This is a genomic window from Erwinia sp. 1181_3 (assembly GCF_052824965.1).
Map to the genome: position 1 here is coordinate 47,640 of NZ_VTDE01000015.1, position 19,386 is coordinate 67,025.

Below are 19,386 nucleotides of genomic sequence, written 5' to 3' on the forward strand. Positions count from 1 at the left end.
CGTGCCCCATTGCGAAGCACAGAGTGCCCACTGTTTGTGCAAGTATTACTCTGCGCGTGACGTAAAAGCGGCGGCCACGGAGAGCAGTGCGATGGCAACATCGGCAATACGTCTGTTCTGGTCCATCGCCATCTTACGCAGGGTCTGCCAGGCCTGCTCTTCGTTATAGTTGTGGTGACGCATCAGCAACACCTTGGCCTGGTCAATCTGTTTACGTTCATTCAGCGTGGCACGCATCGCAGCCAGCTCGTTGTCCTGGGCCTGTAACCTCTCGGACTGGGCCTGAACCAGCTCCAGTACTGAACGTCCCAACTGCGGTGTCAGTCCCCCGCTATCCAGTTGCTGTACCTCTTGCTGAAACCCGTCGCGCCCTGCCACATAAACGCTGTACGCTGAGCGATTTTCAAGCCCGCTGACCGCCTGATGGATATCCTCGTCCTGCTCCTCGCGCCGGGTTTCAGCACGGCGTATGCTGTCGTGACAGCAGCGGGTCAGGTGGTGCGCAAGGCCATCTTCGATCACCTTCAGGCCGTCGATACGACGGGTCATCAGCTGATACCAGCGCAGGGCCATCTCTGTCCCTCCGGCTTCCGGCGTTGTGCGTGTGCAGGCAATGCGCCGCAGCCGTTCGACATCACTGTCGCAGGTGGCAATGCTGCGCCAGCGTTGCAGGTTTTCCTCATCGGCAAACTGGCTGAAGCTGGAAAAACAGCGCTCCTGTGCACCGATCAGCGCCACCATCCTCTCGCTCTGCTCCTGGCTGAATTCACCCGCGGCGTAACCGGCAGATCCGGTGGCTCTTTCTTGCCCTGCCAGCTCTTTCCCCTGAATAAAGCTGAACATAGCAATCAGGGCGCGGGATACTTCAGGGTCAGAAGCGGTATCGATCATTTCAAAAGCGAGGTTCAGCAACTGCCGGATAATGTGATTGAACTGTGCCATGGCCTGGGCGTGGCTAAGCGTGAACTGGCGGATGGCATCCCGCAGCGCGGGCAGCTCGCTCAGCGCGTAGATCGCAGAGGCAATCCTGCTGAATACCCGGCTGCTGCCCTGTGATGCGTTCTCCGGAGAGGGAATGGCGGGCAGTTTTGCCATCATACTGGCGATGATCTGGCTGACCTGGCGTGCACGCTGGGGGAGTTCGTCGCCAAACATCCGTCCCTTAGAACAGAGCCAGATATTGCTGGCACCGCGTTCGCGCTGCAGTTCATGGATAAGCTGGCTGATGATGGCTGTCAGATGGCCGGTATGGAGCAAATTACGCAGATTAGCAATTTCACACTGTCGCGATGCTGTCAGGTACATAAGCGGTGAAGGTGTGGTGGCACGCATTAGACGCTCTCCAGCGATGAAATTGGATAAGCGTATTAAGCATAATGTGTGCCACTTATAAAATGTGTTGCACCATCAGCGCGCGATCAGGCGACTATTTCTTCCCCTGCCAGTTGCCCCAGGGGCCGTCTGCCGGGGCTTCTTCCACCTCATCCAGTGAAGCAATGTACAACTCTTCGACTTCTTTACGCGCCCATGGAGTGCGGCGCAGGAATTTCAGGCTGGATTTAATGCTCGGATCGCTTTTGAAACAGTTGATATTGACGCGCTTCGCCAGCGCCTCCCAGCCATAACGCGCTTGCAGCGCAGTTAACAGGGCTTCCAGCGTCAGGCCATGCAAAGGATCTTTTGGGGTATGAGAGGTCATTGTGGTGTCCGGCGAGTCTGAAGAAATTGCGCACACGATACTGAGCGCCAACGCCAGATGCAATAATTAACCGGGTACCTGCCGTCCCTGGCAGGGGTGATCAGTTAAACCAGGCGGGAACCGGGTCGTGCAATCTGGCCCAGCTCTGCGGGCCAGCCGCCATCTCACTCTCCGTCAGCAGTGCGTTATCCAACTGCTGACGCAGCCTGGCTTCATCCATCTCTATGCCGATAAATACCAGTTCCTGTCGGGCATCCCCGATGCCTTCCTGCCAGTGGTGCATAATGTCCAGCAGGGACTCCTCATCCTGTGGCCAGCGTTCGCGTGGCACGCTGACCCACCAGCTACCCGCCATCCCCTGACGTGCCACGCCCCCAGCCTGCGACCAGTTGCCGGCATAACCAGGCCGTGATGCCAGCCAGAAATAGCCTTTCGAACGCACGACGCCTGGCAGTGTTGCGGAAAATAATGCCCAGAAACGCTCGGGGTGAAACGGGCGACGGGCGCGCCAGACAAAGTTGCTGATACCGTACTCTTCGGTTTCCGGGGCATGGGTGCCGCGTAACTCCTGCATCCAGCCCGGAGCCTGTGCCGCCTCGTCAAAGTCAAACAGACCGGTACTCAGTACCCGGTCCAGCGGAACTTCACCAAAACGGGCACATTCAATGCGTGCGCGGGGGTTGAGGCTGCGCAGGATGGCAAATAACCGTGTGCGCTGATTGGGGTTGATGAGATCGATTTTGTTCAGTATCAGTACGTCGCAGAATTCAATCTGCTCAATCAGCAGATCGACGACCGAGCGTTCATCGCCCTCACCCAGCGACTCACCGCGTGAACGGATGCTGTCACGGGATTCATAGTCGTGCAGGAAATTGTAGCCATCGACAACGGTCACCATGGTATCCAGGCGTGCCACGGCGGACAGGCTCTCCCCGGTTTCATCTTCGAACGTAAAGGTTTCCGCGACTGGCAGGGGTTCTGAAATGCCGGTCGATTCGATCACCAGCTGATCGAAGCGCCCTTCGCGTGCCAGGCGGTTTACTTCAAGCAGCAGATCTTCGCGCAATGTGCAGCAGATGCAACCGTTGCTCATCTCCACCAGCTTCTCGTCGGTGCGCGACAGCTCTGCACCCCCGTCGCGCACCAGTGACGCATCAATATTCACTTCCGACATATCGTTGACGATCACCGCCACGCGGCGCCCTTCACGGTTGTTCAGGATATGGTTAAGCAGTGTCGTTTTCCCGGCCCCGAGAAAACCCGACAAAACGGTTACGGGCAGGCGGGTATCGTTACCGGGTAAAGCGTATTTTTCTTGCATCATGACATCCTCTCAGGCGTTGACAGCGTGTTTGCGCCGGGCAGTACCGGGCCATCCGCATAAACATTATTGTTATGTTATAACATAACAATTGAAGCTGTCATCCCTTACCTTCCACAGGGTGTCTTTTATTTTTCTATCGGTCTGCCGCCATAATCGCCAGCTGAGTGATGCCCCGGAGTTGCAGGTCCTTCGCCGCTTTTGCCGCGCGGATCCCGCTGGCGCACACCAGAACGATGCGGCAATCCGCAGGGGGCTGCCAGTGATTGAGTTCCTCAGGCAGCACCCGGTGAACGTGACTCGCCACGCTGTCGGGGGCTTCCTCGCGGCTGCGCAGTTCAACAATACAGTCTTCACTGTTCAGCAGGTGGCGATCGATAAACGGCACGACAGGTTGGTCAGGCTCACCGGCACCGTCAAAACGGAACGGGCGGAAATGCCAGGTGGTGAAATCGCAATTGATCAGACAGCCCAGCGGTGAAGGCGTCAGCCCGAGCAGAATACTGAGGGTCATCTGCGCCTGCATGGCACCCAGCGTGGCCACCGCCGGGCCCATGACACCTGCCGTGTTACAGTTCGCCGCGTTGCCCGGCAGTTGCGGGAACAGGGCACGATAACTCGGGGCAGTGCCACAGAAGCCCCCAACATAGCCCTGACGACCGAGTACCGAGGCGCTGACCAGCGGAATATGACGCGGTTGACAGGCATCGGAAAGCAGATAGGTGACGGCAAAATTATCGGCGGCATCGATCGCCAGATCGATACCGTCCAGCGCGTCGGCCATCATGCTGGCACTCAGTGCCTGCGGCCGTGCATCGACTACGCAGTCCGGGTTACGTGCATTGAGTGCACGCTGCGCGCAGTCGACTTTACGCTTCCCGCAGTCCTGCATACTGTACAGCGTCTGGCGGTGCAGGTTGTGCTCCTCTACCCGGTCCCCGTCATACACCCTGATGTAGCCCACCCCGGCCCCGGCCAGCAGTGGCAGCAGTGTGGCACCCAGCCCGCCAGCACCGATCACCAGCACGCGGGCTTGCAGCAGGGCCTGTTGCCCTGCCTCGCCGATCTCAGGCAGCATGGTTTGTCGTTGATATCGGTCCATCCGTTATGGCTCCCGTGAGAGAAATTGCGCCATACCAAAAATCGGCGTGGAGGCGCTGGCCATATCACGGCGCTCTACCAGGCCGGCATGACAGGCATCGTGACCGGCGTGGATAGCGGCAGAAAACGCCCCGGCCATGCGTACCGGATCCTGTGCTTTGGCCACGGCCGTATTCAGCAGGATACCGTCAAAGCCCATTTCCATTGCCTGTGCAGCCTGGCTGGGTGCGCCGATCCCGGCATCGATAATCAGTGGAATGCCTTTAAACCAGGCACGCATTGAACGCAGCCCCTCAATGTTGCGTAACCCCTGGCCGGAGCCAATCGGCGCGCCCCACGGCATCAGCAGCTCACAGCCCGCTTCAATCAGCTTTTCGCCGAGGATCAGATCTTCCGTGGTATAGGGAAACACCTGGAATCCCTCAGCGCACAGGATGCGGGCGGCTTCCACCAGGGCAAAGGGGTCGGGTTGCAGCGTATCAGCGTGACCAATCACCTCCAGTTTTATCCAGCGGGTATTAAAGACTTCGCGCGCCATATGCGCCGTGGTCACCGCCTCTTTTACACTATGACATCCTGCGGTATTGGGCAGCACCCGCTTGTTCAGCCCGGTTAGCAGGTCGCGAAATGCCGCACCCTGCCGCCCTTCACGGCGCAGACTGACGGTAATGATTTCGCTGCCGGAGGCCTCAATCGCCTGTTGCAGGATCGCCGGAGAGGGATACCCGGCAGTGCCGAGCAAAAAACGTGACTGCGGAATAAAATCGTAAAACATGTTTTACCCTCCCTGCATCGGTGATAACACTTCAAGCTCACAGCCTGCGGTCAGTGGCTGTGTTTCATAGCGCGAGCGTGGGACGAACTCGCCGTTAAGGGCGCTGGCCACGCAGCCCGCATCCATCTGCTGTTCACGCAAAAGTTCCGCCAGCGTGCGGGCGGTGGTGTCGATCGGGAGGCCGTTAAGCTGGATTTTCATATCAGGTTTTCCTGCTGCAGTTGCAGCATCAGTTTTTCCGCCATGACTGGCGCGAGAAGAAAGCCGTGGCGATACATGCCGTTCAGGGACCAGACGCCGTTCTGGTAGCGAATGGCGGGGATATTATTGTGATAAGCGGGGCGCAACCCGGTGCCGCTTTCCAGTATCCGCGCTTCAGCCAGCGCAGGGTGGATAGCCCAGGCGGCGCTGAGCAGTTCCATCATGGCGCGTGCGCTGATCGGGCTGTTATCGTCGCTTTCCACCATCGTTGCACCCAGCATAAAGCGCCCTCCGGCACGCGGCACCAGATAGCAGGGAAAACGGGGATGCAGCAGGCGGATGGGGCGTGAGAACTGCACCTCTTCACTGTGCAGGATCAGCATCTCCCCGCGTACGGCGCGTAGCTCAGGCAGATCAGGGGCTGCATGAATCCCCCGGCAGTCAATGACTGTCCCGCCGGGATTGCCCGTATGAAAAGGAATACCCCTGCGTTGCAGGGTCGCCCGTAGCTGGTGCAGCGCACTGCGTGGATCAAGGTGTGCTTCCCCGGCAAAGAACAGCCCACGGGCAAAACGCCCTTCCAGCGCGGGTTCCAGCGATGCCGGCTCTACCCACTGATGCGCCCGCGTCATGCGGGCAAAACGGCTGAGTTCGGGGGTATCACGTGCGGGTGCCACCACCAGAGTGCCTTGATGTTCCACTCCCTGAATGCGGGCCGACCACCAGGGCGCGGAACGCTGACCCAGTGCGATCACCTCTTCGGGGGCACTTTCACCTTCGCACCAGGGGGCGAGCATACCGCCCGCCCAGTGCGATGCGGCACAGTGCTGCTCTGCGGTGATCACTTCAACGGATTCACCCCGTTCAGCAAGTAACGTGGCAACACAAAGCCCGGCGACGCCATCACCGATCACCGACCAGCGGCTCATGATGTGCGGTTTCCGGTACAAATAAAGGGGGGAATAAATGGTTTCACGTTAGCCTCTCAATCGATGCGGAGACCCGTGATACAGAGTAAGGAAAAGACGGGGACGATCAGAAGCCAGCCCACGTGGCAGGTACCCTGGCTGATACGCCATCGGGTACGCGTCTTCCTACGCCAGTATCAACTGGGTCAGGTTCTAAGGGTCGCTAAGCCGCGAAAAATCGCTCATTAGCCTCTCAGTCTCTCTGGCGAGACTCCCCTGACAGGGACTAGTTGTATTTTACCGGGTGACAATCGTCAAGTGACATGAGGTTTTCGTACGGAAAAAATGGGACAGAATGAGACGATGAAGTTTTTTTTAATTGAATGCTCAATCAATAAAACCTATCATTCCTGTTCTTGTTTACACAAAATTTACTTTCAGGGGGCGACGTAGATCAAAAACACTAACGATTAATCAATATATTACACCTGATAATCACCCTGATGGTTCTCCCAGTGTAATTAGCGGATATACGGCGGATGTTACCCAGTATGCGCTAATGCGCGCTTCGCAGAGCGGACTTCAGGTTATTTTCTTGAGCATTTTTTGCGGAGACATTATGCCGACGACTGAAATACCAGGAAAACCTCAAAAAGATCGTATTAATCCCGTGGTTTTCTATACCTCAGCAGCGCTTATCCTGCTGTTCTCCTTTACCACTATCCTGTTCACTGATTTTTCCGACCGCTGGATTAATCGCACCCTCGACTGGGTATCCAACACCTTCGGCTGGTACTACCTGCTGGCGGCCACGCTGTACATCGTGTTCGTGATTTTCATGGCCTGCTCACGCTTTGGCTCCATCAAGCTCGGTCCTGAACAGTCGAAACCTGAATTCAGCCTGATGAGCTGGGCGGCCATGCTGTTCGCTGCGGGTATCGGTATCGACCTGATGTTCTTCTCGGTGGCGGAACCGGTCACCCAGTATATGATGCCACCGGAAGGCCAGGGCCAGACGATGGAAGCGGCGCGTCAGGCGATGGTCTGGACGTTGTTCCACTACGGTCTGACTGGCTGGTCCATGTATGCCCTGATGGGCATCGCCCTCGGCTACTTCAGCTACCGTTATGGCCTGCCGCTCACTATCCGTTCGGCGCTCTACCCTATTTTTGGTAAGCGCATTAACGGGCCCATTGGTCATACCGTGGATATCGCTGCCGTGCTGGGGACCATCTTTGGTATTGCCACCACGCTCGGTATTGGCGTGGTACAGCTTAACTACGGGCTGAAGGTGCTGTTTGACGTACCGGAAGGGCTGACAGCGCAGGCCGGGCTGATTGTCCTGTCGGTGATCATGGCCACCATCTCTGTGACCTCCGGGGTGAATAAAGGCATTCGCTTCCTGTCAGAACTCAACGTGTTGCTGGCCTTTGGTCTGATCCTGTTCGTGCTGTTTGTTGGCGATACCAGCTTCCTGCTGAACGCGCTGGTGCTCAACGTCGGGGATTATATCAACCGCTTTATGGGCATGACGCTGAACAGTTTCGCCTTTGACCGTCCGACCGAGTGGATGAACAACTGGACGCTGTTCTTCTGGGCCTGGTGGGTTGCCTGGTCGCCGTTTGTCGGTCTGTTCCTCGCACGTATCTCCCGTGGACGTACCATTCGTCAGTTTGTGGTGGGAACGCTGACCATTCCGTTTATCTTCACCCTGCTGTGGTTGTCGATCTTCGGTAACAGCGCACTGTATGAGATCATTCACGGCAATATGGCTTTCGCTGAGGAGACCATGGCGCATCCGGAGCGGGGTTTCTACAGTCTGCTGGCGCAGTATCCTGGCTTTACCTTCAGTGCCTCGGTGGCCACCATTACCGGACTGCTGTTCTATGTTACCTCCGCTGACTCCGGCTCCCTGGTGCTGGGTAACTTTACCTCGCGTCTGGCCGACATCAATAATGATGCGCCCAACTGGCTGCGTATCTTCTGGTCGGTTGCCATTGGTGTGCTGACGCTGGGGATGCTGATGGTGAACGGCGTCACAGCATTACAGAAAACCACGGTGATCATGGGGCTGCCGTTCAGCTTTGTGATCTTCTTTGTGATGGCCGGTCTGTATAAATCATTGCGCGTGGAAGATCATCGCCGTGCCAGTGCAACAGTGAACACGCCACCGGTACCGGTATCGCGCGACGATCGCCTTAACTGGAAACAGCGTATCTCGCGTGTGATGAACTATCCGGGTACCACTCATACGCGTAAAATGCTGGATGAAGTTTGCCGCCCTGCCATGGAAGAGGTGGGACGTGAGCTGGAGCGCCGAGGGGCGAAAGTGCAGGTGAATGAGCTGCCCGCCGTGGATGACGAGCGTCTGAACCATCTGGAACTGCTGGTGGATATGGCTGATGAGCAGAGCTTCCTCTACCAGATTTGGCCGCAGCGTTATTCGGTTCCGGCGTTTACTTATCGTGCACGCAGTGGGAAATCGGACTACTTCCGTCTGGAGACCTTCCTGCTGGAGGGGACACAGGGCAACGATTTGATGGACTACACCCGTGAGCAGATCATCAATGACATTCTCGACCAGTATGAACGGCACCTGACCTTCCTGCATATTCACCGGGAAGCGCCGGGTAACGCCATGCCTTTCCCCGAAGCGTAACGGGTATAAAAACCAGACTCCGGTCTGGTTTTTTTTGCATCAAACGGGGATAATCATCTTTTAATGGTCTATATTCAGACCGGTTGCGCAACACGTTCAACGGGAGAATCCAGTGAGAGTAGAAACGATCAGCCACATTAAAAAAAATGCCGCCACGCTCGACGTCTCCGAGCCTATCATCGTGACGCAGAATGGTATCCCGGCCTACGTTATCGAATCCTATGCTGACAGGCAGGCTCGCGACAGTGCCGTTGCGTTGCTGAAACTGATGACGTTATCGGAAAAAGATGCGGCTGAGGGTAAGGTTTACTCACGCGATCAACTGTTAGCCAGCCTGGATAACTAACCGGAATGGCAGATGTCACGATTGAATACACCGGGACGGCAAGAAGCACATTATTGCAGTTGAGAAATCATCTTATCGCCTGCGGCGTTGCGCCTTTTCCCGTCATTGAGTGCATTATTGATGAGTTCGAAAGCAAAGTGTCCGCTTTTCCTGTGGGCTGCCAGCTGTGCCCTGAATTGCTAAAAATTGGTTCTGACCGCTATCGCGAATGCAAAACGCAGAAGGGTTACCGGGTACTTTACTCCGTCGACGGGTTTCGGATTCGGGCACACGCGGTACTGTCTCAACGACAGGATATTGTGCAGCTTTTGTATCAGCGACTGATTGAGTTTTGATACCCGGTTTCTTCCGGGTACCGCCTTTCAGGCGAAGCGTTTCGCCCCCGCCACGCAGAGAATAATCGCGCCCGCACAGGCCACCATTCCGAGGGCTACGGGTTCATGAAGGAACAGGGCGCTGAGCAGCAGCCCGAAAAAAGGTTGCAGAAGCTGGAGCTGCCCTACCCCGGCAATGCCCCCCAGTGCCAGCCCGCGATACCAGAATATAAACCCAATCAGCATGCTGAACAGAGAGACGTAACCGAGGCTGAACCACGCGGGAACGCTGATGCCATGCCAGCTATGCGGCAAATTGATCAGCCCTGTCACCACCATCACCGGCAGCGCCAGCAGCAGTGCCCAGCTGATCACCTGCCAGCCACCGAGCCGCCGCGATAACCCGGCCCCTTCTGCGTAGCCCAGACCGCACAGCAGAATAGCGGCCACCATCAGCAGATCCCCGGTTAACGATCCCGCCTGGTCGCTTGCGATGGCAAATCCCGCAACGATGCCTGCACCCAGCAGGGAGAACAGCCAGAATGCCGGGCGGGGGCGTTCACCGCCTCTGAGTACGCCAAAAATGGCGGTGGAAAGCGGTAACAGACCGATAAACACCAGCGAATGCGCCGCAGTCATCTCTCGCAGGGCAAGCGCGGTCAGCAGCGGAAAACCCACGACGACGCCAGTGGCGACAATTAACAGCGACAGGGCATCACTGCGCGCAGGACGTTTCTGACGTAATAGCAGTAATAATCCCCCGGCCAGTAACGCGGCAATGACCGCGCGGGCAGAGGTCAGAAACAGGGGCGAGAATCCCCCGATCGCTACCCTTGTCGCAGGCAGTGACCCGCTGAAAATGATCACGCCGGAAAGCCCACTCCACCACCCTGCTGTTGCTCGCGCCATATGTCCTCTGCTATGAATATAAACGGTAAACTCCCGCAGATAGTAGAGCGCATCGCGTGCAGTTCGAAGATACACTGCCATACAATTTTGTTGTTCTGTATGGCTTACACCACCCATACAGTTGATGGCTGAAAACGCATGACCCGCACAGAAACACTGATTGATGATATTCGCCGCAGGATAGCGACAGGCGCACTGGTACCGGGCGATCGGCTGGCGTCGGTGCGGCGCTATGCCGCCATGATGACGGTTTCCCCTTCTACGGTGGTGGAGGCTTATGATCGGCTGGCAGCCGAAGGGCTGATCCGTGCGCGTCGCGGGGCGGGTTTCTACGTTTCTGGAACCCCGCTGGTCACCCGAAGTCTGGCGGATAACAGCAACTCGCGGCGACGCGAAGTTGACCCGTTCTGGGTCTCGCGCCAGTCGCTGGATGCCAGTGCCGGGGAGCTGACGCCCGGCTGCGGCTGGCTGCCTGCCGACTGGATGCCCCATGAGGCGCTGCGCAAAGGTTTACGCCAGCTGACGCGTTCTTCCGATACGCTACTGACGGATTATGGCAGTTCGCGAGGGTCAGCGACTCTGCGGCATCTGCTGCTGGCTCGTTTCGCCCGCGAAGGGCTTTCGGCCTCGATGGAACAACTGATGCTGACCGGGTCGGGCAGCCAGGCGCTGGATTTACTCTGCCGCTTTCTGCTGCGTCCAGGTGACAGCGTGGTGGTGGACGACCCCTGCTACTTCAATTTCCAGGCACTGCTGCGTGCTCATCAGGTGAATATAGTCGGTGTGCCCTATACCCCAACCGGGCCGGATATTGCGGTGTTTGAGCAGGTTGTCGCGACGGTGCGTCCGCGCCTGTATATCACCAACTCCGCGCTGCATAATCCCACCGGCGCCTGTCTTTCCGCGCAAACGGCCTATCGGGTGCTGAGTGCCGCCGCGGCAAACGACACCCTGATCATTGAGGATGATATCTTTGCCGACTTCGAACCTGACCCTTCCCCACGGCTGGCGATCCCCGACGGGCTTGATCGCGTCATCCGTACGGGCAGCTTCTCGAAAACGCTTTCGGCTTCCGTGCGCTGTGGCTATATCGCCTGTCGCGCAGAGTGGATTGAAGGACTGATTGACCTGCAAATTGCCACCAACTTCGGTGGCCCCAGCCCATTATCCAGCGAGCTGATCGCCAGCGTACTGGCCGGGGGAAGCTATCGTAAACATCTGGCTGACGTCATCACGCGATTGGATCGCGCCAGAAAAGAGGCCACCGAACGCCTGAGCGCGCTGGGGATTACTCCGTGGATGGTGCCACGCGGCGGTTTCTACCTCTGGTGTCGCCTGCCGGAGGGCGTTGACTCTGCACTGATCGCCCAGCGTTGCCGGGAAGAGGGTGTCGTACTTGCCCCGGGGAATGTGTTCAGCGTTTCCCAGTCAGCGACAGCATATTTGCGTTTCAACGTGGCGCATCTGAATGCCCGTGTTTACCGCGTATTGCAACAGGCGATAGCGGAACAGCAGTCTTAAGGTGAAGTAGATCAGGTCATTTTTTGTCCATTATGAGGATAGTGTGATCTGACAGGCACAAACAGATCGTTATTTTATTTAGGCTGCCCGTCATGCGGTACGGGTTATGCATGGATTTCAACCCGTTACCTGAGGTGTAGATTTTTTACTGGTATTCAACAGGGATGAAATTATGGCGCAGGACGTTTTTATAAAGATCGAGGGTATTACAGGGGAATCTCTGGACGCTACGCACAAAGGAGATATTGAGGTTCTTAGCTGGGACTGGTCTGTGGGCCAAACAGCGAATATGCACTCTGGCAGTGGTGGCGGTGCGGGGAAATGCATTGTCGGGGATCTTCGTTTTGAACATTATTTCGATAAAGCCAGCCCAAACCTTCTGCAGTATTGCCTGACCGGAAAACATATCCCGGAGGCGGTACTGATCATGCGCAAAGCAGGCGGTTCTCCACTGGAATATCTGCGTATCACGCTTCAGGAAATTATTATTACCGGGGTTGAGTCTGTCGGTTATAACACCATGCCTGCCGCCAGAGAGGAGGTCGCACTCTCTTTCTCACGCGTAAAGGTTGATTATGTTCTACAGAATGCGGAAGGGACATCTGCGGGTACGATTTCTACAGGGTTCGACATTAAAGCGAATGCCATCATTTAAGTAAGCTGAACACAAGGAAGGGTAAATATGTTATTTGTGGATAAAAATGGTTTAGTAGATGCAACACGTATTAGTGTAAAACGATTCCGTACGATAGAACGTGGGGATATGGATCAAGTGAATGGGATTGTGGTGCATCAGACCGGTGGTTCAACTGCTGAGAGTGCTTTCAATAGCTACCAAAGTGCAGGTGCAAACGGCGCTCATTTCTTGATAGATAAAGAAGGTAAGATCTATCAAACCGCGTCATTGTTTAAAGTGACAAATCATGTTGGAAATATAAGATCCAGGTGTTACATGGAGAAAAAATGCACTCCATCTGAGATTTCCACAATAAGACCATTTTTAAATAAATATAAAAAACTTTCTCATTTAGAACAGAAGAAATCATATCCTGAAAGGTATCCAGCGAATTTCGACTCATTAGGCATTGAAGTTGTGGGTAAACCTGTTTCCGGTGAGGGAGAAAATGCCATTTATGAAACAGTCAATGATGCACAAAACAGTGCATTAAAATGGCTTGTTTATGAATTGTCGGATACGTTGAAAATATCAATGTCTGAGGTGTTTAGACATCCGGAAGTGTCATACAAAGTTAAGACTGAGGCAGGCACTGCAAAATGGTAAGGTACGGCTATTTTATATTATTATTGGTATTCGCCATCCCTGTAGCTTTTGCAACACATGTACCGTCCAGGAAAATTGTTGAGATAAAAATCAATGAAGTGGGTAAAAGCGAAGATGCATCGGAAAATGTTAAAAGTGGCTGTCGGACATTCGTCATTACAGAGGTGGATGTAAGATCCTTTTTTTCAAAATCTTATCCAGTTCCATTAAAATTCAATGTTCACGATCGCTATTCTCCCTGCTTTTCCAGAGGTGAAGTTAAGTTTAGCGATAACACACGAGGCGAGTGGAAAATATCCTCCAGTGGCGGGGGAACCTTGCTCTGGGATACTGGAGATGTGGCAACATTATTTTATGATGACTATCAATGGACAGATCCGTTTGAAGACACGTACAGCAGCGAGAACTGAAAAATGGTCAATATAAAGTTAATGGCATTTTTTATCATTTATTTATTTTCAGGTTTTTCATATTCAAAGGAGGTCAAAAATATTGAGAACCTCAAATATGACATCGTCGATGAAGGGCGCAGTAAGGTTGAGCAGGAAGGGTGTGCATTGTTCAGTCCAACTAAAGAACAACTTATTGACTACTTTAATAAGGCTACCAGAATGGACGAGGGTGGTTCAATAGGGAATCAGTATTATTCACCGTGCATAACAGTAGGAAAAGTTACCTTCGAAGACGGAAATTCAGTGAGCTTTACACTACAGTCAAGTGGATTCACTTCGGGTAACTTCGGGAACAAAGAGGCCATCTATTTTTTTCACAAAGACAACAAATGGTATGACCCTTTCGAGTGTACTTATGCCATGGGCGATGAATCCGAACCGGGATGCGATTAAACAGCCTGATAAAACGGATAAAGCCTTACCGCCTGGAGTACGTCTTCACTGGCGTACTCCGTTTCTGCCTTCACATTAAAAATCCTCTCGTTCCTGGCATGTCGGTTGGTCTCGCTCAGACATCCAATCCGCGCTGGCTGTCGTTTCATCCTCACCCGTTTTACCCATCTCCCCCCGCAGTTTTTCCAGTAGCCACAGCAATGCCGGGTCGTGACTGCGGCGGGTGTTCCACATCAGGGAGAGCGTAAAGTCCGGGGCGCTGACCGGAACGGCGCTACGGCATAAACCATAATGGTCAACCCAGCCGCTGGCCAGCCCGGTGGGAACGGTGGTCAGCGCGGGGATCTGCTTCAGCATTAACGGCAGTGACGAGAAATGCGGCGTCACATAGCGTACCCGGCGAGTGAGATTCTGGCGGCCCAGCTGTTCGTCTATCTGGCTGTGGCTGGCTCCCCGATAAGAAACCAGAAGGTGATCGTGAGAGAGATATTCTTCAATGGTTAGCGGCGAAGTAAGTGCTAACTGGTGGGGGTGCCAGAGCGTACAAAACCCCATGCGAACGACAGGCTCACGGATGACATCCGCAGGCGCCCCCTGCCCGACAGAGATCGCCACATCAACCTTATCGCGCTGCACCAGCTCTTCGTCGAGAAACGGATCGCTGGCCGTCGTCTGCAGTTGGATTCCGGGTGCCTCGCTGGCGAGTGTCGCCAGCAGCCCCGGCATCAGCCAGCGTTCCACCCAGTCACTCATCCCCAGGCGGAAAGTGTGCTCGTCCGTTGTCGGGTTAAATGTGGGCGGCTGAAACAGCACCTGCTGCATCCGTTCCATCATCGGCAGCAGTGAGACGACCAGCGCCTCCGCACGCGGCGTCGGCGCCATGCCTTTTGCCGTGCGCACAAACAGCGGATCGTTAAACATGGTGCGCAGCCGCGCCAGCGCGCCGCTGACGGCAGGTTGCCCCAGATGCAGCCGCTCAGCCGTACGGGATACGCTCCCCTCCCGGTGCAGCACCAGCAGCACCGTCAACAGATTCAGGTCAATGCGACTAAAATCATTTTCTCTGATGTTGCTCATTACTTTAATCGATTTGAATGATGATGAGGCGGTCAGGATACTGTCATTCACGCCAAAACAACACGACTAAGTGAGACTATCATGACGCTTCTGAAAATGCTGATCGCCAGCCTGGCCCTTTCCGGCACCGCCCTGGCGGCGACAGCGCCAGCTCCGCTGGAAACTCAGGCTCCGGGCTATTACCGTATGACGCTGGGCAAGCTGCGCATCACCGCCGTGTCTGACGGCACGGTCACGATTCCGCTGGACAAATTACTGACTCATATCTCCCCGCAGCAGTTGCGTGAACGGTTGGCCGCCGATGCCATGACTCCGCAGGTGGAGACCTCGATCAATGCCTTTGTGATTGATAATGGCCAGCAGCGGGTACTGGTGGATGCGGGAGCCGGGGATCTGTTCGGCCACAACGGCGGGCATTTACTGGAAAATCTGGCGGCAGCAGGCTATCCGGCAGAGACCATCAATGCGGTGCTGTTAACGCATATCCATGCCGATCACTCTGGGGGTGTTTCACGCAGCGGCAGGCCGGCGTTCCCCAATGCGCAGGTGTATGTGGAAAAGAAAGATGCGGATTTCTGGCTCAATCCTGCTAACACCAGCAAGGTGGAAACCAGCCAGGCGCATACCTTTGCCGAGTCTGAACGTACGCTGCGCCCGGTAATTGATGCCGGTCGCCTGACGACCTTCTCTGCGCCGGCTACGGTATTCGCTGGCATCCGGGCGGTTCCGGCAGCAGGACACACACCGGGCAGTGTGCTCTATCGCGTGGAAAGTGAAGGGCAGACGCTGGTACTGTGGGGCGATATCATTCATGCGAAAACGGTGCAGATGCCGGATCCGCATGTGGCGATTCACTTTGATGTGGATCAGCAGCAGGCCGTACGGACGCGTGAAGCGGTACTGGCGCAGATGGCGCAGGAAGGTGACTGGGTAGCGGCCGCACATATTGCTTTCCCGGGATTCGGTCATGTCAAACGTGACGGCAGCGGCTACCGTTGGGTGGCGGCAAATTATACCACTCAGTTAAGCCATTAATTATTCCGGGGCACGTCAGTGCCCCGAACTGTGTTTTTATCCTATCAGTACCTATTTTTCTTTCCTGCCTGAGAGTAAGCTTTTAACTACGCATCGTTATCATATTTTTATCTTTCACAGTTATTCATCATGCTGTTAATAATTGTCTCACCTTAACGCCACAAAGGTGGAGCGATCATGACTGAACGTATTCGTTTAGCTAAACCGGAAGACGCTGAATTACTGCATGATCTGTTACAACGTGCCTATGCACCGTTATTAACGCAGGGTATTCATTTCACCATTACCCAGGCCTCGGTGGGGGATGTTGCCGCCGTCATTGCCAGTGAATCCACCTTCGTCCTGGAACAGAACGGACAACCGGTGGCCACGCTGACGGCACGCTTCCCGTGGACTGAGACCAGGCGGCAGCTGGCGCCGTGGCCGTTCCTGCACTGGTTTGCCGTTGATCCGGCTCACAAAGGCCAGGGGCAAGGCAGCCGGATTATCCGCTATGTCGAAGAAAGTTTTCTGCGCGACACCTTAAAATCGCCTGCCGTTTATTTAGCCACCGCCATTAAACATCCCTGGCTGACCGATCTCTATTTACGCCGCGGCTATCAACCTTTTCACCGGGCAATTAATCCACTGGGCGTGGAACTGGTGTATTTAACCAAGGTGCTCGATCAGCAGCGATATCAAAACGCCAAAATAAAAGAATACGTGCACGACTTTATTGAAACCTCACTCACCGCCTGAACGCGTTGATGACTTATCTGGGAAAACTATGCGCTTAAATAATAAAGTGGCCATGATGGCCACGTTGTCATTGCTGTCGATCTCTATTGCCTCTTCTTTTGCTGCTGATAAACCGCGTTCCGGAGGCACTTTAACCTGGGGTGTGGAAACCGAGCCTAATACGCTCAACCCTCAGCTCAATGGCCAGTCAAAGGCCGAACTGATCCTGCGCGTGGCCTATGAATCCCTGCTGGCACGTAAGGCCGATGGCAGCTTTGTTCCGTGGCTGGCCGAGCGCTACCGCGTTGAAGACGGCGGGAAACGCCTGTACTTCACCCTGCGTAAGGATGTGCACTTTTCCGATGGTGAGAAGTTCAACGCCCATGCGGTGGCGGAAAACTTCCGCCATATTCAGGATCCGGCCTACTGCGCAGGCTCAAGCCTGTGTGCACTGGGCGGCCATATCGCCACGGTGGAAACCCCGGATGACAGTACGCTGGTGATTACACTGAAAGACGCGTATTCGCCCTTCCTCTCCTTTGCTGCCGGGCTGAAGTTGATTTCGCCAAAATCCTGGCAGTCGCCGCAGTTGAAATCAGGCGGAACCGATCTCGCCGGAACGGGGCCGTTTATTCTCCAGCGCTACGAAAAAGGCCAGCAGATTGTCTATGTGAAAAACAAAGATTATCGCTGGGCATCGGCCAACGCGGCGCATCAGGGGCCGGCCTGGCTTGATGGTGTGACCTACCGTTTCCTGCCTGAATCTTCAGTGCGTACCGGGGCGTTGTTATCAGGTCAGGTGGATCTGATTGAAGGGGTTTCCGGGAACGATGCGGCTGAATTTAAAGATAACCCTGACTTCAGCTATCAGCATGCGCTGAATGCCGGCACGCCTTACTCGCTCTTCCTGAATGTGGAATATGGCCCGACCCGTGAGCAGAAAGTGCGTCAGGCGCTGCTACAGGGCCTGGATATTGATCCGATCCTGAAGTCGATCTATCGCGGCGAACGCACCCGCGTCTGGGGCATCACCTCACCGGTTGATCCGCTGTATGACGCAGGTCTGGAAGGCAAATACGGCAATAACCCGACGCTGGGTAACCAGTTGCTGGACGAAGCGGGCTGGACATCGCGGGATGCGGAAGGGTTCCGTACGAAGAACGGTCAGCGACTGAGCATTGAAATTATTCAGGCGCAGGCCACGGTGCGCGATCAGCGTGACGTGCTGTTGCAGGCCATTCAGGCCCAGGCGCGCCAGCGACTGGGCGTTGAGCTGAAGCTGCGTTATGTCGACTCCGGCACCTACAGCGAGCTGCGTAACAGCGGGCAGTTTGGGTCGATTGCCAACTCCAATACCGAAACTGACGGTATCGATATTGAAAACCACTACCTGCCGGTGAAGGCGGGAGGGGCAATTAACTACAGCCGCACATCGGCACCTGAACTGCTGCCGTGGCTGAAAGCCGCCTCCTCCACGCTCGATACCTCTGCGCGTCGCGGCTTCTATGGCCAGCTGCAACAGTTTGCGATTGTGCAGCAGGCGGTGGCCATCCCGTTATACGAGCCGGAAGATCAGATTGCCGCCGCCAGCTACGTGCAGGGTGCCGGCTTCCGTCCCTTCAAACAGATGCCGGAAAATGCGTACGACATCTGGTTAAGCGATCACTAAAGGCAAACATCATGAGCAGCGAAACCACGTCCCTCCTTAAACATGTCGTGCGGTCACGTCCGGCCCCTGCCACCACATTGTGGTGGCGTATTAGCGGCCGCATTGGCGGTGGTGTTCTGGTGCTGTGGGCGGCGGTCAGTCTGTCGTTTGTTGGCGTCTGGCTGGCACCGGGTGACATTGTCAGCCTGCTGGTGGGTGAGCAGGTACGTACACCGGCCATCGAAGCGGCTATCCGCGCCGAGTGGGGGCTGGATCAACCGCTGTGGCAGCAGTATCTGAGCTATCTGTGGCGAATTGCTCATGGTGATTTTGGTCGTTCCTATCTGCTGAACGTCGATGTGGGACCGCTGGTGGGATCACAGTTATTGCCCACGCTGAAACTGACCGGTGCAGCGCTGGTGGTCAGCGTGATCTTTGCACTGGTCGTCGCCGTGACCACGGCGCATCGTCGCTGGGGACGCCGGCTGGCGAGCGGGCTGGAGCTGGTACTGGCTTCCACCCCGTCGTTCTGGCTGGGCATTGTTCTGCTGTTTGTTTTCAGCTTTACGTTGCGCTGGTTTCCGGTGGCCGGGGATCGCAATTTCTCCGCGCTGGTTTTGCCGGCGCTGTCGCTCGGGCTGGCCCAGGGGGCCGTCGTGTCTCAGGTGTTGCGTCGCGGTCTGGAAGATGCGCTCGATCAGCCGTTTTCGCTGACGCTGCGTGCCTGGGGCATCGGTAATCTGCAGATACTTCTGCGCCATGCCCTGCGTCATGCTGCCCTGCCTGCGGTCACCCTCACAGGCTGGCTGGTTGGCGGTCTGCTCAGTGGCGCGGTGATCACCGAACAGGTGTTCAGCCGTCCCGGTCTGGGCAAAGTGACGGTGGACGCGGTACTGGGGAAAGACCTGCCGGTAGTGCTGGCCGTGGCGATCCTGTCCGCATTGATTTATGTGGTGATGAGCACGCTGGTGGACATTCTCTATCTGTTACTGGATCCCCGCTTACGCCATCAGGCACAGGAGTAAAAA

At 55.6% G+C, this 19,386-nt stretch carries 21 protein-coding genes and 1 riboswitch; of the genes, 12 read left to right on the forward strand and 9 right to left on the reverse strand.

What is annotated here, in order from left to right; translation table 11 throughout:
• Window positions 1-45: 45 nt before the first annotated feature.
• The 7 genes from FY046_RS22235 to FY046_RS22265 form a co-directional block, all read right to left on the reverse strand.
• On the reverse strand, window positions 46-1,332 hold the full coding sequence (locus FY046_RS22235) for a nitrate- and nitrite sensing domain-containing protein (RefSeq protein ID WP_446186494.1): 1,287 nt from the start codon (window positions 1,330-1,332) through the stop codon (window positions 46-48).
• Between the two features lie 94 nt (window positions 1,333-1,426).
• Window positions 1,427-1,699 (reverse strand): VF530 family protein, encoded by a 273-nt coding sequence (locus FY046_RS22240; protein WP_159338407.1) that lies wholly within the window; start codon window positions 1,697-1,699, stop codon window positions 1,427-1,429.
• Window positions 1,700-1,799: 100 nt separating this feature from the next.
• Complete coding sequence (gene zigA / locus FY046_RS22245; RefSeq protein ID WP_446186506.1) at window positions 1,800-3,020, reverse strand: zinc metallochaperone GTPase ZigA; 1,221 nt, start codon at window positions 3,018-3,020, stop codon at window positions 1,800-1,802.
• A 136-nt stretch (window positions 3,021-3,156) separates the two neighbouring features.
• A complete protein-coding gene (locus FY046_RS22250) occupies window positions 3,157-4,122 on the reverse strand; it encodes a ThiF family adenylyltransferase (RefSeq protein ID WP_446186495.1) in 966 nt (321 codons plus the stop codon).
• 3 nt (window positions 4,123-4,125) lie between these two features.
• Entirely contained in the window at window positions 4,126-4,896 is a 771-nt protein-coding gene (locus tag FY046_RS22255) for a thiazole synthase (RefSeq protein ID WP_133846767.1), read from the reverse strand.
• A gap of 3 nt (window positions 4,897-4,899) precedes the next feature.
• The gene (thiS, locus tag FY046_RS22260; protein WP_133846768.1) at window positions 4,900-5,097 is read right to left on the reverse strand and encodes a sulfur carrier protein ThiS; all 198 of its coding nucleotides are present in this window, start codon (window positions 5,095-5,097) and stop codon (window positions 4,900-4,902) included.
• Window positions 5,094-6,026 (reverse strand): FAD-dependent oxidoreductase, encoded by a 933-nt coding sequence (locus tag FY046_RS22265; protein WP_133846769.1) that lies wholly within the window; start codon window positions 6,024-6,026, stop codon window positions 5,094-5,096. Before FY046_RS22265 ends, thiS begins: the two co-directional genes overlap by 4 nt.
• A 145-nt stretch (window positions 6,027-6,171) precedes the next feature.
• A riboswitch (TPP riboswitch) is annotated at window positions 6,172-6,293 on the reverse strand.
• A 331-nt stretch (window positions 6,294-6,624) separates the two neighbouring features.
• Between FY046_RS22265 and FY046_RS22270 the strand changes: the two genes are divergently transcribed.
• The 3 genes from FY046_RS22270 to FY046_RS22280 all read left to right on the forward strand — a co-directional run bounded on the left by FY046_RS22270 (window position 6,625) and on the right by FY046_RS22280 (window position 9,345).
• On the forward strand, window positions 6,625-8,664 hold the full coding sequence (locus tag FY046_RS22270; protein ID WP_133846770.1) for a choline transporter: 2,040 nt from the start codon (window positions 6,625-6,627) through the stop codon (window positions 8,662-8,664).
• Window positions 8,665-8,776: 112 nt separating this feature from the next.
• Complete coding sequence (locus tag FY046_RS22275) at window positions 8,777-9,010, forward strand: type II toxin-antitoxin system Phd/YefM family antitoxin (protein ID WP_133846771.1); 234 nt, start codon at window positions 8,777-8,779, stop codon at window positions 9,008-9,010.
• 5 nt (window positions 9,011-9,015) lie between these two features.
• Window positions 9,016-9,345 carry a type II toxin-antitoxin system RelE/ParE family toxin gene (locus tag FY046_RS22280; protein WP_446186496.1) on the forward strand — a complete coding sequence of 110 codons (330 nt, stop codon included), beginning with the start codon at window positions 9,016-9,018 and terminating at the stop codon, window positions 9,343-9,345.
• Between the two features lie 27 nt (window positions 9,346-9,372).
• Here the strand turns inward: FY046_RS22280 and FY046_RS22285 are convergent, their stop codons facing one another.
• Window positions 9,373-10,233 (reverse strand): DMT family transporter, encoded by an 861-nt coding sequence (locus FY046_RS22285; RefSeq protein ID WP_200643749.1) that lies wholly within the window; start codon window positions 10,231-10,233, stop codon window positions 9,373-9,375.
• 138 nt (window positions 10,234-10,371) lie between these two features.
• On the opposite strand from FY046_RS22285, the gene FY046_RS22290 reads away from it, so the two are divergent.
• The 5 genes from FY046_RS22290 (at window position 10,372) to FY046_RS22310 (ending at window position 13,881) form a co-directional block, all read left to right on the forward strand.
• Window positions 10,372-11,754, forward strand: a complete 1,383-nt coding sequence (locus FY046_RS22290) for an aminotransferase-like domain-containing protein (protein WP_171149750.1) — start codon at window positions 10,372-10,374, stop codon at window positions 11,752-11,754.
• A 172-nt stretch (window positions 11,755-11,926) separates the two neighbouring features.
• Window positions 11,927-12,409, forward strand: coding sequence for an Hcp family type VI secretion system effector (locus tag FY046_RS22295; RefSeq protein WP_171149749.1), 483 nt, complete (start codon window positions 11,927-11,929; stop codon window positions 12,407-12,409).
• A 27-nt stretch (window positions 12,410-12,436) separates the two neighbouring features.
• A complete protein-coding gene (locus FY046_RS22300; RefSeq protein WP_167863518.1) occupies window positions 12,437-13,036 on the forward strand; it encodes a peptidoglycan recognition protein family protein in 600 nt (199 codons plus the stop codon).
• Window positions 13,030-13,446 carry a hypothetical protein gene (locus FY046_RS22305; protein WP_133846775.1) on the forward strand — a complete coding sequence of 139 codons (417 nt, stop codon included), beginning with the start codon at window positions 13,030-13,032 and terminating at the stop codon, window positions 13,444-13,446. Before FY046_RS22300 ends, FY046_RS22305 begins: the two co-directional genes overlap by 7 nt.
• 3 nt (window positions 13,447-13,449) lie before the next feature.
• On the forward strand, window positions 13,450-13,881 hold the full coding sequence (locus FY046_RS22310) for a hypothetical protein (RefSeq protein ID WP_446186497.1): 432 nt from the start codon (window positions 13,450-13,452) through the stop codon (window positions 13,879-13,881).
• Window positions 13,882-13,956: 75 nt separating this feature from the next.
• Here FY046_RS22310 and FY046_RS22315 read toward each other — a convergent pair whose 3' ends face one another.
• Window positions 13,957-14,958, reverse strand: coding sequence for a LysR substrate-binding domain-containing protein (locus FY046_RS22315; RefSeq protein ID WP_421509803.1), 1,002 nt, complete (start codon window positions 14,956-14,958; stop codon window positions 13,957-13,959).
• Window positions 14,959-15,039: 81 nt separating this feature from the next.
• Between FY046_RS22315 and FY046_RS22320 the strand changes: the two genes are divergently transcribed.
• From FY046_RS22320 to FY046_RS22335, 4 genes are all read left to right on the forward strand, one after another.
• Window positions 15,040-15,993 carry an MBL fold metallo-hydrolase gene (locus FY046_RS22320; protein ID WP_227536483.1) on the forward strand — a complete coding sequence of 318 codons (954 nt, stop codon included), beginning with the start codon at window positions 15,040-15,042 and terminating at the stop codon, window positions 15,991-15,993.
• Window positions 15,994-16,170: 177 nt separating this feature from the next.
• Window positions 16,171-16,731, forward strand: coding sequence for a GNAT family N-acetyltransferase (locus FY046_RS22325; protein ID WP_133846779.1), 561 nt, complete (start codon window positions 16,171-16,173; stop codon window positions 16,729-16,731).
• 28 nt (window positions 16,732-16,759) lie between these two features.
• The gene (locus FY046_RS22330; protein WP_446186498.1) at window positions 16,760-18,379 is read left to right on the forward strand and encodes an ABC transporter substrate-binding protein; all 1,620 of its coding nucleotides are present in this window, start codon (window positions 16,760-16,762) and stop codon (window positions 18,377-18,379) included.
• Window positions 18,380-18,390: 11 nt separating this feature from the next.
• Window positions 18,391-19,383 (forward strand): ABC transporter permease, encoded by a 993-nt coding sequence (locus FY046_RS22335; RefSeq protein WP_446186499.1) that lies wholly within the window; start codon window positions 18,391-18,393, stop codon window positions 19,381-19,383.
• Window positions 19,384-19,386: the final 3 nt, after the last annotated feature.